Origin of the sequence: Pseudomonas sp. UYIF39, assembly GCF_029963765.1 — a bacterium.
GTDB lineage: Bacteria > Pseudomonadota > Gammaproteobacteria > Pseudomonadales > Pseudomonadaceae > Aquipseudomonas.
In genome coordinates this window covers 1-13,299 of the sequence record NZ_JALBYU010000039.1, presented here as the reverse complement: position 1 = coordinate 13,299, position 13,299 = coordinate 1, and the positions used below count along the sequence as shown (strand labels likewise).

The 13,299-nt window shown below is 59.6% G+C and carries 13 protein-coding genes; 3 read left to right on the top strand and 10 right to left on the bottom strand.

Features of this window, described 5'->3' with window-relative positions; genetic code table 11:
• Positions 1-2 precede the first annotated feature (2 nt).
• Genes MO767_RS29280 through MO767_RS29255 form a run of 6 tightly spaced genes read right to left on the bottom strand, consistent with a single transcriptional unit; the run spans position 3 to position 6,719 of the window.
• Positions 3-1,334: a DUF58 domain-containing protein gene (locus tag MO767_RS29280; RefSeq protein WP_282483359.1), complete on the bottom strand. Its 1,332-nt coding sequence runs from the start codon at positions 1,332-1,334 to the stop codon at positions 3-5.
• The gene (locus tag MO767_RS29275) at positions 1,331-2,332 is read right to left on the bottom strand and encodes a MoxR family ATPase (RefSeq protein WP_282483358.1); all 1,002 of its coding nucleotides are present in this window, start codon (positions 2,330-2,332) and stop codon (positions 1,331-1,333) included. Before MO767_RS29275 ends, MO767_RS29280 begins: the two co-directional genes overlap by 4 nt.
• Positions 2,329-3,492 (bottom strand): DUF4350 domain-containing protein, encoded by a 1,164-nt coding sequence (locus tag MO767_RS29270; RefSeq protein WP_282483357.1) that lies wholly within the window; start codon positions 3,490-3,492, stop codon positions 2,329-2,331. Before MO767_RS29270 ends, MO767_RS29275 begins: the two co-directional genes overlap by 4 nt.
• Positions 3,489-5,033 (bottom strand): DUF4129 domain-containing protein, encoded by a 1,545-nt coding sequence (locus MO767_RS29265; RefSeq protein WP_282483356.1) that lies wholly within the window; start codon positions 5,031-5,033, stop codon positions 3,489-3,491. The genes MO767_RS29270 and MO767_RS29265 overlap by 4 nt, the downstream gene beginning before the upstream one ends.
• Complete coding sequence (locus MO767_RS29260; protein ID WP_282483355.1) at positions 5,020-5,997, bottom strand: stage II sporulation protein M; 978 nt, start codon at positions 5,995-5,997, stop codon at positions 5,020-5,022. The genes MO767_RS29265 and MO767_RS29260 overlap by 14 nt, the downstream gene beginning before the upstream one ends.
• Positions 5,994-6,719, bottom strand: coding sequence for an RDD family protein (locus tag MO767_RS29255; RefSeq protein ID WP_282483354.1), 726 nt, complete (start codon positions 6,717-6,719; stop codon positions 5,994-5,996). Before MO767_RS29255 ends, MO767_RS29260 begins: the two co-directional genes overlap by 4 nt.
• 183 nt (positions 6,720-6,902) lie before the next feature.
• On the opposite strand from MO767_RS29255, the gene sbcB reads away from it, so the two are divergent.
• A complete protein-coding gene (sbcB, locus tag MO767_RS29250) occupies positions 6,903-8,333 on the top strand; it encodes an exodeoxyribonuclease I (protein ID WP_282483353.1) in 1,431 nt (476 codons plus the stop codon).
• A gap of 100 nt (positions 8,334-8,433) precedes the next feature.
• Here the strand turns inward: sbcB and mvaT are convergent, their stop codons facing one another.
• On the bottom strand, positions 8,434-8,811 hold the full coding sequence (gene mvaT / locus MO767_RS29245; protein WP_007933316.1) for a histone-like nucleoid-structuring protein MvaT: 378 nt from the start codon (positions 8,809-8,811) through the stop codon (positions 8,434-8,436).
• 340 nt (positions 8,812-9,151) lie between these two features.
• On the opposite strand from mvaT, the gene purU reads away from it, so the two are divergent.
• Both purU and MO767_RS29235 read left to right on the top strand, forming a co-directional pair.
• On the top strand, positions 9,152-10,000 hold the full coding sequence (purU, locus tag MO767_RS29240) for a formyltetrahydrofolate deformylase (protein WP_008147434.1): 849 nt from the start codon (positions 9,152-9,154) through the stop codon (positions 9,998-10,000).
• A 60-nt stretch (positions 10,001-10,060) separates the two neighbouring features.
• Complete coding sequence (locus MO767_RS29235) at positions 10,061-10,237, top strand: hypothetical protein (protein WP_178122667.1); 177 nt, start codon at positions 10,061-10,063, stop codon at positions 10,235-10,237.
• Here MO767_RS29235 and MO767_RS29230 read toward each other — a convergent pair.
• Genes MO767_RS29230 through MO767_RS29220 form a run of 3 tightly spaced genes read right to left on the bottom strand, consistent with a single transcriptional unit; the run spans position 10,224 to position 13,106 of the window.
• On the bottom strand, positions 10,224-11,219 hold the full coding sequence (locus MO767_RS29230) for a lysylphosphatidylglycerol synthase transmembrane domain-containing protein (RefSeq protein WP_282483352.1): 996 nt from the start codon (positions 11,217-11,219) through the stop codon (positions 10,224-10,226). The two genes, MO767_RS29235 and MO767_RS29230, sit on opposite strands and share 14 nt — an antisense overlap.
• The gene (locus MO767_RS29225; protein WP_282483351.1) at positions 11,216-11,992 is read right to left on the bottom strand and encodes a polysaccharide deacetylase family protein; all 777 of its coding nucleotides are present in this window, start codon (positions 11,990-11,992) and stop codon (positions 11,216-11,218) included. The genes MO767_RS29230 and MO767_RS29225 overlap by 4 nt, the downstream gene beginning before the upstream one ends.
• Positions 11,985-13,106: a glycosyltransferase family 1 protein gene (locus MO767_RS29220; protein WP_282483350.1), complete on the bottom strand. Its 1,122-nt coding sequence runs from the start codon at positions 13,104-13,106 to the stop codon at positions 11,985-11,987. The genes MO767_RS29225 and MO767_RS29220 overlap by 8 nt, the downstream gene beginning before the upstream one ends.
• Between the last annotated feature and the right edge of the window lie 193 nt (positions 13,107-13,299).

Sequence of the window (13,299 nt, the reverse complement as noted above, 5' to 3'; positions counted from 1 at the left end):
TCTTAAAGAACACCGGCTTTTTTCCAACTCAAATACTGCGTCACCAGTTCCGCGCCCAGTTCCGCAGGCCGCGCATCCAGCACCAGCACTCCATGAGCACTCAACCGCTCATGGAGTTCGGACCGCGCATTCAAATAGTCCACTGTGCCGCAATAGGCGAGGGCTTCGTCCAGGGTTTGCACCGGCGTTTGGCGCACCGTGTCGAGCACCTCTTCGCGCAAACTCGCCACCAGCACTCGGTGTTGTTTACCCATGCGTTTAACCGCACTCAACAGTTCTTCATCGTCTTCATCCCGCAAGTTAGTCACCAGCACCACCAGCGCCCGACGTTTTTGCCGGGCGAGTAACTGGCTGGCTGCGGCCTGGTAATCGGCCGGGCGTTGGCTGCTGTCGAGGTCATAGACAGTATTGAGCAACACGTTGAGCTGGCCGCTGCCTTTGACCGGGGCGAGGTAACGTTGTTGATCGCCCGCAAAGGTGCAGAGGCCCACCGCGTCACCCTGGCGCAGGGAGATGTAGCTGAGTAACAGGCAGGCATTGAGCGCATGATCGAAATGCGCCAGTTCACCGTCCTGGCTGCGCATGCGGCGACCGCAGTCGAGCATGAAGATGATCTGCTGATCGCGCTCGTCCTGGTACTCGCGAGCAATCGGCGTGCGTTGTCGGGCGGTGGCTTTCCAGTCGATTTGGCGCAGGCTGTCACCTTCGCGGAATTCACGCAGTTGATGAAACTCCAGACCCAGACCGCGGCGTTGCCGCTGGCGCACGCCGAGTTGGCTGAGCCAGTTGTCCACCGCCAACAGTTGGCCGCCGTAGAGACGGGCGAAGTCCGGGTAGACGCGGGTATTGTCGACCACGTTGATCAGGCGTTTGCCGGACCATAATCCCAAGGGGCTCGGCAGGCTGATTTCACACTGTTCGAAAGTGAAGTGGCCGCGCTTCAGAGGACGCAGACGATAGCCAATCTGGCTGTGTTGGCCGGGTTGCAATTCGACCGATAGGGGCAGGTTTTCGAAGCTCAGACCTTCCGGTACATGGTCGAAAATCTGGACGGTCAGTGGTTGTTCAAAATCATGCTCGATCTCCAGTCGCACTTCACCCCATCGACCGAGTGCAAGGCTACCGGGCATTTGTCGTTGGAGGCGGGGCGAGGGCAGTCGTTTGAAACGGACACTGTCGAGTACTGCCAAGGCCAGCAGTGCCAGCAGCAATCCCCAATTGATCGACAACAGACTCGATGGAACCGCGAATTCCAATGCCCGCAACGCGCCCAGCACGATGCCGATGGCCAGCAGCAATGCCAGCCAGATCAGTAACAGGCGCGAGGGTTTCACAAACGTGGCGCCGGCACTTGATCGAGCAGTTGCTTGAGCACCTGATCGACGTCCAGCCCTTCGATGTCCAGTTCCGGTGCAATCCGCACGCGATGGCGCAGCACCGCCAGGGCGCAGCCTTTGATGTCATCGGGAATCACGAACTCCCCGCCACGCAACAACGCCCGAGCTCGGGCGCAGCGCACCAGGGCAATGGAGGCCCGTGGCCCGGCGCCGAGGGTCAGGCCCGGCCAGGTGCGGGTGGTGCGGGCCAGGCGCACGGCATAATCGAGGACTTGATCGTCCAGCGGCAGATCGCTGGCAATGCGTTGCAAGGCCAGTACATCCTTGGCTTGCAGGACGGTGCGCAGCGGTTGCACATCAAGCATGTCGGCCCGGGTCGAGCGGCTGACCTGACGCACCATGTTCAGCTCCTGATCGGCGTCGGGGTAGTCCATGCGCACCTTGAGCATGAAGCGGTCGAGCTCCGCTTCGGGCAGGGGATAAGTGCCTTCCTGTTCGATGGGGTTTTGCGTGGCGAGCACCATGAACGGTTGCACGATGGGCAGGGCGCGGCCTTCGAGGGTGACCTGGCGCTCCTGCATGGCTTCGAGCAGCGCGGCCTGGGTTTTTGCCGGGGCGCGGTTGATTTCGTCGGCGAGTAAAAGGTTGGTGAACAACGGACCTTTGCGCAGTTTGAATTGCTCGGTCTGCAAGTCGTACACCGCGTGCCCTGTGACGTCGCTGGGCATCAGGTCCGGGGTGAACTGGATACGTGCGAACTCGCCGCCGAAGCAGCGGGCGAGGGCACGCACCAACAACGTCTTGCCCAGCCCCGGCACGCCTTCGAGCAGGACGTGGCCACCGGCGATCAGCGCGGTGAGGACGTCGTCGATCACGGTGTTCTGGCCGATCACGGCTTTTTGCAGTTCAGTTCTGACTGCTTGGGCCAACTGGCTGGCGCGCTGGCGTTGCTGCGCAGCGTGGCTCAGTGTGCCGGGCTCGATCTGTTCACTCATAAGGCGTTCCTCAAGGTTTGCAGGTGGGCGACCTGACGGCTGAATTCAGCGCTGGACAGCCGCTGCTTCGGTCGTGGGCTCATGGCCTGGCTGATTGCGCGTGTGGGTTGGCCGGTCAGGCGTGCGAGCACCAGCCATTGTTCGGCAACGCCGAGTTGTTCGAAACCGGGATGACGGCGCCGCACACGACGCAAGATGTCGTGCTGCAAGGCTTGCACCAGGTGCTGCTGACCGTTGCGACGCAGCATGAAATCGGCGCTGGCGCGCAGGTGTTCCTGAAGTTGACGGCGGGCTCTCGGGGCCGGTTCCAGCAGCGGACCCTGGCGCACGCCGACGTGCCAGAAGCCAAGACCGATCAGGGCAAAAAGGGCGACCAATGCTTGGGGGAAATAGCGCAGGAGCAAGGTCAGAAGACTGTCGTGATCGGTGTTGAACAGCAGGGTCACGTTCGTGTCCGCGGTCAGGTACCAGAGCAGCCAGGCGTTGTCGTACTGGTCAATGGCCGGGGTTTTCCACAGGTCGGCGTCGGTGACCACGGTGATCGAACCGAGCCCGTGATTGAGCTGCATCATGTGCGTGGCCTTGCCGCTGTTGGCCCAGGCTTGCGCGAGGTTTTTCGGGTCTTCGAGATGGAATGCGGTATCAAAACCGGCGTAGGCTGGCGCGTTTTCGTCTTCCAGATACAGCTTGGTCAGTTTGGGGTAAGGATCGTCGTCGATAGCGGGCGGCGGGTCCTTGAGGTCTTTGCTCAGCGACTGGTGCAGCTGCACCCGGTCGAGCAACAGGTCATTGCTTTGGCCGGTTTTTTCATCCCACAGCGACTGGGCAACAAACAAAAGACGCCCGCCGGCCCGGGTCCAGTTCAACAGCTGATCGATCTGGCGCGGGGTCATGTTGTACCGGTCCCCGAGCAACAATAGGCTGTGCTGATGCGGCTCAAGGGTAGGCAGAATGTCGAGGCTATTGGCGTGGCTGACGGTCAGGTTCTGTTTGCGCAAAAAATGCTCGGCAGCGAGGTAAGGGTTGGCCTGGGCTTCGGGCGAGGGGCCGTGATCGATGTCTGCCTGATAGGGCGTCGCCTTGACGTACAGATAAACACTCAGCGCGATCAATAGCACGGCGATGAACACGCCGACCGCCAGCCAGCGTTGCCGGTTCAACGCAACGCTCCCGGGCCGAACAAGGCTCGCCAGCCGTCACAGAGTTCCTGTTGCAGATGCGCGGGAGGCAGGCGATGCCCGTAGGCCATGTTCTGCCAGTGCCCGGTCAGGTTTTTACTGAAGGCCAGCAAAGCAGGTTGTTGCAATTGTTCAATGCGCTCCAACACCTGGCCCTCGGTGTCGGCGGGTTTCAGCGCCATGTTGAAGTCGTGCAGCAAGTGGCTGAGCAGACCGCGATAGAGCAACCCCAAGGCCTCGCGAGGGTGGGTTTGCCAGAGGTGTTCGGCGCTGGCGGCGATGTCGGCAGGCAGGGATTCGCGGTTGAGGTCCAGGCCGAAAGCCTGTTGCGGTAACGGCCGCGCGACCTTGCTCTTCAAGGCCGGACGAAGGCTGACGAAGGCTTGCAACCCGTCACGGTAATGCCAGATCAATAAACCAATGGCACCGATCACGACACCCCACAACACAACTTCAATCAGCGTGGCCGCTGCGCCGAAGCGTTGGTTGTCCAGAAGCTTGAGCAGCGCCTCCAGCCATTCGGGGGCGTTGTCGTCGTCCGCCGTGTCGGCGGCTGGTTTGTCCTCGCCAAACCGATAGCGCGTGACCGATTCCTTGTTCTTGAACGGAGGCTGATCGAGGATCGCCTTGATGCTGTCCCGGGACGCCTGACTGGTTAACGGCTGGTCCAGCAGGCGTGGGCTGTCGGGTGAAATGACTGGCTCGGTGGCCCAGACGGTTTGCGCCGTCGGCATCAACAGGAACGCCGCCAGCAGCAGGGTGACAGCGGCGCTGCTCAAGCGTTGGCGCATGCGGCGGAACACCAGCTCGATATCCCACGCCTCCAGCACCGTGCGCCGATTCAGATAAAGGCTGAAGCCGCAGGCCACATAAACCGGTTCCCAGACAATGAGCACCAGTGCGTAAAAGGCGTTGGTCAGGTGTTCCAGCCAACGCCAGTCCTGTGTGGCGGCGGTGATCAAGGTCTGCCAGCTCCAGTCGAGTTCGACCTGTTGCGGCAAGAACATATAGAACAGCACCATCAGGCCGATCCATAACGCGCTTTCCAGGTGTACGCCGATGATGGTCAGCCACCGCGCAGCACCGGCGTTGCGCTGCAATAGCACCTGCAAGCGCTGTTGTCGCGCTTGCCCACTCAGCCCTTCGAGTTGCACCACCGGCATCAGGAAACTGCGACTCAGGCTCAGGCGCCGCCAGGTCAGACTCACCAGTAGTTGCGGTTGGAGCAGCCGCGGAAATTGGCGCAGCGCCTGCTTCAGCGTGGGCGTTTCGCCGAACATGGCTTTGGACAGTATGTACAGCGGCAGGCGGTCGAACGCCGGTTTCAGCCACCAGAAAATGAACACGGCGAGGGAGGGCGAATCCCACAGCACCCAACTGAGCAGGGCGAAAATCGGCAAGGTCACGATGGCCCAACTGGTCATCAGCAGACGCCGGTGTCGCTGGCTCAGCAGGACGCCCAGGTCCATGGCTTCCCAGGTGGTGCGCGGGCGGATGACAACCGTGGCGTCACTCAGGCGCATGGCGAGTCCGTCCGGCAAACAGCAGATAAACCGCCACCAACAACCAGAGCGCTGCACCGACCAGGTACTTGGTCATTGGCGCGACCCCGATCGTGGACGACCAGTAAGCTTCGATAAACGCCGCAATCAGCAGAAACAGCATGACTCCGCAAATCAGCAGCACGCTCTTGCGTGCCGCCAATCGCAGGGCCTCGGAGCGGGGCAGGCGTCCCGGCGCGATCAACGCCCAACCCAGTTGCAGGCCGGCGGCACCCGCCAGTGCAATAGCACTCAGTTCGAAGGCACCGTGGCCAACCACGAATGACCAGAATGTTTGCCCGTAGCCGATGTGCGTCAGGTGCCCGGCCACCGCGCCGATCATCAAACCGTTGAAGAACAGGAAAAACGCACTGCCCAGGCCAAACAAAACACCGCTGGCGAAGGTCTGAAAGGCGATGCCGATGTTGTGCATGATGTAGTAACCGAACATCACCCAGTCTTCACTGGCCGCCCGTTCCGCCGAGCGTCCCAGGTGACCGGCCTCGGGGTCGTACATGCCTTGCATCTCGCTGACCTGCTCGGCCGGGATCAGGTTGTAGACCAGGTCGGGGAACAGATACACCAGCAGTGCGATGCCGATCAGGCTGCCAAAAAACATCAGGCCGGCGGCGAGCACGAAGCGCCACTGTTCGCGCACCAGTCGCGGGAAGTCAGCCAGGATGAAGCCCAGCACGTTGGCAGCCAGTCGACTGCGGTGGCGATAAAGCTGTTGATGCCCGCGCAGTACTTGTTGCTGTAATGAATCGATCAGAAAGCTGCTGTAACCACGTTCCTGGGCCAGCGCCAGATGCTGGCAGAGACGACGGTAATCGCTTGGGAAACGGGCGACTCGTTCGGCTTCCTTGCCTTGCTCCAGCTGTTGAAGCATGAGAGCAAATTGCTCCCATTCGGCTTTGTGGCGATTTTCGAAAAGGTTTTGTTTCATGTGGGGCCCAACAAGCCGCGGGCGATGCCATTGAGTTCGTCCACGGCCCCTGGCGCCGACACCTGCAACGGTTGCGCGAGTATGGCCGCCAGCTCTTTGACCCGTGCTTCAGAAAGTTCGCCCTGACGCTCGGCAAACCCGAGGACGGCGCGTTGTTCGGTCAGCGTCAGCGCAAAGGCCGGGCGCCGGGGCTGGACGGTGGGCAGTTGCGGTCGGGCGAGCGGCTGTTCGCGGTAGATCACCAGCGTGCCGGCGGCCAGATCGCCGAGGCGTTTGAAGGTGGGATGTTGCAGGCAACTGATGGCCCCGAGGAAATAGCCGAACGGCAGCATGTCGACAAATCGCAGCAGGTTGCGCAGCAGCGAGGCGGACCAGCCGATCGGCGTGCCATCGTCCTGCACCACTCGCAGGCCCATCCACTGCTTGCCTGGCGAACGACCCTGATTGAGCACTTCGAACAGCACCATGTACCACCAGCTCACCACGAACAACAGAATCGAGCCGAGCCCTGCACCGAGTTTCCCGAGGAATGCCAGGACAATGAACAGCAGGCCAACGATCAACCCGCGCAGTCCGAGATCGATGGAGAACGCCAGCGCACGAACCATCAACCCGGCCGGGCGCAGTGGCAGGTCGATGCCTTCCGGCGTTTCGACTTGATACCGCGTATCCAGTGGCGGGGACAGCGTCGCTTTCCTTGGCAGTGCTGTGGTCTCGAGCATGGGCAACCTTGATGTGGCCTGTTCGGGATTCGATGTCCGTCCGATGCTAGCAGCCTCTCGGGGGAAAACGACATAACTATGTATTGCACGGTAAGTGGCCAGAGGTGATTGAATGACGAGATTACTGGCCGGGGCGGGATGTGAACGCCTAGACTTCGCCGATCTTCAGTTCAGGAATAGCCCGTGACCTCTATCTTCTGGTACGACTATGAAACCACTGGCATCAACCCCCGTTGCGACCGCCCGCTGCAAATGGCGGGGATTCGCACTGACTTCGATCTCAATGAAATAGACGAGCCGGTCAACCTTTACTGCCAGCCCAGTGAAGACATCCTGCCCCATCCGGCGGCCTGTGCGATCACGGGTATCACGCCCGGCCGACTGGCCGAGCAAGGCCTGAGCGAAGCCGACTTCATGACGCGGGTGCATGCCCAACTCGCTGCGCCCGGCACGTGTGGGGCGGGGTACAACACGCTGCGTTTCGACGACGAGATGACCCGTTACAGTCTTTACCGAAACTTTTTCGACCCCTACGCGCGCGAGTGGCAGGGCGGTAATAGCCGCTGGGACCTGATCGATGTGGTGCGTGCAGCCTATGCCTTGCGCCCTGACGGCCTCGTTTGGCCGAAGGACGATGAGGGGAGGATAACGCTCAAGCTCGAACGCCTGACCGCCGCCAATGGCATTGATCACGGAAATGCTCACGAAGCGCTTTCGGACGTTCGCGCCACTATCGCCCTGGCGCGTCTGATCCGGGAAAAGCAGCCGAAGTTGTATGACTGGTTGTTTCAGTTGCGCAGTAAACAAAAGGTGATGGATCAGATTCGTCTGTTGCAGCCGATGGTGCACATCTCCGGGCGCTTTTCAGCGGCGCGCAGTTATGTCGGTGTAGTGCTGCCCTTGGCCTGGCACCCGCGCAACAAGAACGCCTTGATTGTCTGTGATCTGCACCTGGACCCTCAAGGCTTGCTCGATCTTGATGCCGACAACTTGCGCCAACGGCTGTATACCCGCCGCGATGACTTGGCCGAGGGCGAGTTGCCGGTGCCGCTCAAACTTATCCACATCAATAAATGCCCGGTGGTGGCGCCGTTGTCGGTACTTCGCGCTGAAGATCAGCAACGTTTGGGGCTGGATATGTCGCTCTACCAAGAGCGTGCGCTGCGGCTAAGTGACGCACAAACAATTTGGCGAGATAAAGTTCAGGCGATTTACGCCAGCGAAGATTTCACCCCGAGCCGAGACCCTGAGCAGCAGTTGTACGATGGTTTTATCGGTGATCGGGATCGGCGCCTATGCGAGCAAGTCAGGTCTGTCGACCCGGCTCAATTAGCGCAACAACAATGGCCTTTCGATGATGAACGATTGCCTGAATTATTGTTTCGATATCGCGCACGCAACTTCCCCGATACGTTGAATTTCGAAGAGCAAGAGCGCTGGCGAATATTCTGTCAGCAACGTTTGTCAGCACCCGAGTGGGGGGCGCCAAATACGCTGCAAACTTTTGTAGAAGCAGCCGCCCAATGGAGTATTACGGCTACATCGTTTCAGCGAGAGGTGCTGAATGAATGGCAGAATTATGTCGAAGGATTACGCAAACGTTTGAATCTTTGAAAGCGTAAATGTCCGGAGGCTGAATGCCGGGCATAAAAAAACGCCAGCAGATGCTGGCGTTCTTTTTTGTCGCGGATGAGTCTGCGACAAGCGCTGCGGCTTAGCCCAGCAGGGTAGCCCAGCCTTCAACCACGTCACCGCCCCACTTGGCTTTCCACTCTTTCAGAGTTTTGTGGTTGCCACCTTTGGTTTCGATGACTTCGCCGTTGTGCGGGTTTTTGTATTGTTTAACTTTGCGAGCACGCTTGGTGCCAGTAGTTTTTACTGCGCCGCCGCGTGGTGCTTTGGTTTTGGACTCTGGATCCAATAGCGCAATGATGTCACGCAGAGACTTGGAGTATTCGCCCATCAGGGTGCGCAGTTTGCCTTCGAATTCCAGCTCGGTTTGCAGTTTGTCGTCTTGGGACAGGTTCTTCAAACGGGCTTGCAGCTCTTTGATAGCTTCTTCGGTGGCGCGATATTCGTTGATCAAGGACATGAGGACTACCTTATGTTGGGGCGCTGGATGGCAGGTGACAGTGCGGTAATAATAGTCAGGGTGTTTCACCAAGTAAACATATAACCGGAGTTTTATTTAAATTAGTTACGGTGAATAGGGCATAAATTGCCGAGGTAGTTAAATAGTGTGATGCAGTCATCGCGAATATTCACAATTGGGCACTTGAAGATTGGCAACAGGAACACCATCGCGCGGGTTGCAGGTGCTGCCGGAACCTGTGCTGCTAACCTTTGTGTCGGGCCAAACGTCATCAATACTGCAGTTTTGCTGCGCAATCGCTAGAATGGCCGCCTTTGCGAAGTTCTGGAGTTTGACCCTCATGCGCACTTTTCGGCTGGTGATTGCTTGCCCGGACCGCGTCGGTATCGTTGCTAAAGTCAGTAACTTTCTGGCGTCACATAACGGCTGGATCACTGAAGCGAGCCATCACTCGGACAATCTCAGTGGCTGGTTCTTCATGCGTCACGAAATTCGTGCCGATTCGCTGCCCTTCGGTATCGATGCCTTTCGCGAAGCGTTTGCACCGATTGCCGAAGAGTTCTCGATGAACTGGCGCATCACCGATACCGAGCAGAAAAAGCGCGTGGTACTGATGGCCAGTCGCGAGTCTCACTGCCTCGCCGACTTGTTGCATCGCTGGCACAGTGATGAGCTGGATTGCGAAATTTCCTGTGTGATCTCCAATCATGACGACTTGCGCAGCATGGTCGAGTGGCACGGGATTCCGTATTACCACGTACCGGTCAATCCGCAGGATAAAGAGCCGGCATTCGCCGAAGTCTCGCGCCTGGTCAAGCAGCACGATGCCGAAGTGGTCGTACTTGCCCGCTACATGCAAATCCTGCCGCCCGAGTTGTGCCGCGAATATGCTCACAAGGTCATCAACATTCACCACAGCTTCCTGCCGTCGTTCGTCGGTGCCAAGCCATATCACCAGGCATCGATGCGTGGCGTGAAGTTGATCGGCGCTACTTGCCACTACGTGACTGAAGAGCTGGATGCCGGTCCGATCATCGAACAGGACGTTGTTCGCGTCAGCCACAGTGACAGCATCGACGACATGGTGCGTTTCGGTCGGGACGTCGAGAAAATGGTGCTGGCCCGTGGTCTGCGTTATCACCTGGAAGATCGGGTGCTGGTGCACGGCAACAAAACCGTCGTGTTCTGACAGCCGGCTGTTGATCGTTCCCACGCGTGGGAACGATCTGTGTAGAGCGAGGACATGACCATGGCCGATCCACTCGACAAAGCGACATCCAAGGCTCCTGCCACGTTGGGCGAAGGGTGTTTGAGTCGTTACGACCCGGATGACATGAGCCCCGAAGACGGCACGGAGTTTCCCGGTGCGGCCGAGTTGTGGGAGCAGTTGCAGCAAGAACCCGATGACAAGCCTACGCCTGTTTGAACTTCATCAACTTCTTCAGCAGCGGCCGCCCAAGCATCAGTAAAAATACCGGCCCGCCGACGACCAGATAAAAGTAATAGGTCACCGCCCGCCAGATCAGAATCGCCGCCGCCGCGGTGGATTTCCCCACCATCGGCGCCAGCAGCGCCGCCGACGTCAACTCCGCCGCCCCGGCACCGCCCGGTAACAGGCTGAATTGCCCCGCGCTCAGCGAAAGCATCTGGATCAGAAAGCTCCAGGCCCACTGCAAATCCGCCCCGAGCCCACGTAACGCCAGATACAGCACGCTATAGCGCAAAACCCAATGCAGGCAGGTCAGGGCAAACACCGTAATTAATGTCTGAAAAGGCAGCTTCAATGTGTCCGTGAACGCCGCCAGAAAGTGCAGGAGTTTTCGCGCCCAGCGCAGGCGCGTGGTGGTTTTGACATTCAGGCGAGCGAGCAACCGACCGCTCAGACGAATCAGCACTCGATGGTAGCGAGCGACCACCACGCAGCTAAACAACCCGCCGAACATCGAAATGGCGCTGACGGTCAGTAGCCATTCCATGCGTTGGCTGAGGTGCTGGAACAACGCATAAATCAGGATCCCGCTCAGCGCGCAGAGAAAAAACAACAGATCGCTCAGTTGATCCATGGCAAACACGGCGCTGCCCCGGGCCGGACGCACGCCATTGCGCGCCAGCAGCGCCATGATGGTCAGCGGTCCGCCACTGCCGCCGGGGGTAGCGCAATAGGCGAATTCGGCGGCCATCACCACCCCGAGGCTTTTGAGCGGGCCCACCTTATCGCGCTGATCCCCGAGCAACAGGCGCAAGCGCATCGTGTTGAGCACCCAGCACAGCAGGATCATGCCGAACATGATCAGCAGCCATTGCAGTGGAAAGCTTCGCAGCCGATACCAGGTTTCGCTACCGCCCAGCAGCGACGGAATCAGCACCGCAGCGAGCAGCGCGACGAGCAGCAGAATCCCGCGACTCATGCGGCGCGACCCATACGGTCGCTTTGCATCGCCAGCCAGCGTGCCTTGGTCATCGGCACACGTCCCTCGTCGAGCAAGCGCTTGAGGGTTTGCAGCCAGTAAGAGCGCGAGAACTCATGGCGCATATCCACCGGGTGCAGGCCCAGACGAATCACCGGTGCTTGCCGCCAGCGTTGTTCGCGTTGATCGCTGACCAGCTTCGACACCCCTCGACGCCAGGCACTGCGCGCACTCCAGACCAGCCCTGGTGCATCAACCGCGCTGAAGTCCGGCAGACGATACAGATGCTGCGAATCGCTGGTGTAACTCAGGGGTAACTGGCGCAAGGCCTGGCGCGTCCCTTCGCTCATCAACCAGGCCGGGGCGACGAAGCCCTCCAGCGGCCAGTGATAACGGTGGAATATTTCGATGCCGGCGCGCAGGCGGGCGAGGGCGGCTGCTTGAGACAGGCTGTAAAACTCGCCTTCGTGGGTGTAGATCCGGCGCATGAACCAGTCTCGTGGCGTGTTGGGAGCTGGCGCTTCATCGCAATGAAAGTAACCGTGCAATGCCAGTTCGTCACCTCGGGCGATACGACAGGTGAGCGAACGTCGAAATCCCGGATGCTCCTCCAGATCGTTTTGCTTGTGGAAATTGGGCACCACCAGCCAGGTCATCGGCACCTCGCCCAGCGCGTCGACGGCATCGACAAAGGGTTGATAATCGGCCCAGGTTTGCGGTGCGACGTCGTGCAGCACGAGTAACAGGCTGGGCGGGTTCATGGGCTCAACCATTGGCCGTCAGCGGCCAGTGGCTGCCGAGCACGGCGTGATAGTGCCCCAGCAGGCTGTTGACCACCGCGTCCCAGGAGTAATGCAGCTCGACATGGCTGCGGGCCTGTTTACCCAAAACGACGCTGCCCGAACTGAACAGCTCGCGGACCGTGTTGGCCATCGCCATTGGATTGTTCGGCGGGCAGAGCAGGCCGCATTGATCGGTGATGATTTCCTGAAAGGACCCGGCCGCCACGGCCACCACCGGAATGCCACTGGCCATGGCTTCCAGAACCACCAGGCCGAATGTTTCCTGATCACCGGCATGCAGCAGCGCATCGGCGCTGGCCATCAATCGCGCCACGTGTGCCGCCGCACAGAACTCACCGATCACGGTAACGTTGTCGGGCACTGCGGCCGGCATCGACGAACCTACCAGCAGCAGGTGATAGCGTCGGCCCAGGCGTTTCATACAGTCGAGCAGCACCGGCAGGTTTTTTTCCTTGGAGCCGCGCCCGGCGAAGATCAGCAAATGAGTGTTTTCATCAATGCCCAATTCGGCCCGCAGGCCTGTGTCTCGTGCGGTGGGATTGAAGGTTTGCAAGTCGACGCCCAGCGGTTGCACGAAAACGTTCTTCACCCCCAGCCCGATCAGTTTGTCGGCCATGACCTGGCTGGGTGCCAGAACCCGATCGAAGTTGCCATAGAGCTTGCTGACATAGGCTTCGACGTTGGTGGTGACCCAGTTGCCCATGCGATTGCTGACCAGCAGCGGCAGGTCCGAATGATAAAAGCCGATCACCGGGACATCGAGTTGCCGCCGGGCATCAAGGGCCGCCCATGCGGTTAGATAGGGGTCGCCGACCTCGATCAGGTCGGGCTGTAAGTCCTGCAGAACATTGCGCCAAGGCGCGAGACGGAGGGGGAAACGGTAACCCTTGCCGAAGGGCAGGGCGGGGGCCGGAACCGTGTAAACGCCATCCTGTTCACTCAAGTAAGCTCCCGGGATCAACAGGCTGTGGCGAATGCCCGGCTTGATGCTCAGGCGACGGTGCTTTGCATCCAGATAAGTGCGCACGCCACCGCTGGCAGGGGCGTAGAACATGGTTATGTCAGCGATATGCACGATGAACATCCCTCCGGTCCGTTGGGCTCCTTTGGTTGACCTTTATGTAGGATAGATGTTCGGTTGGGGTTTTGTGGCGGGGCGTCAGTGAGGTTTTTGCGTTGTGTTACAGACCGCTATCGCGAGCAAGCTCGCTCCCACAAGGTCTGGTGCTGTACCAGTGGGAGCGAGCTTTCTCGCGATGGGGCCGGATCACACACAA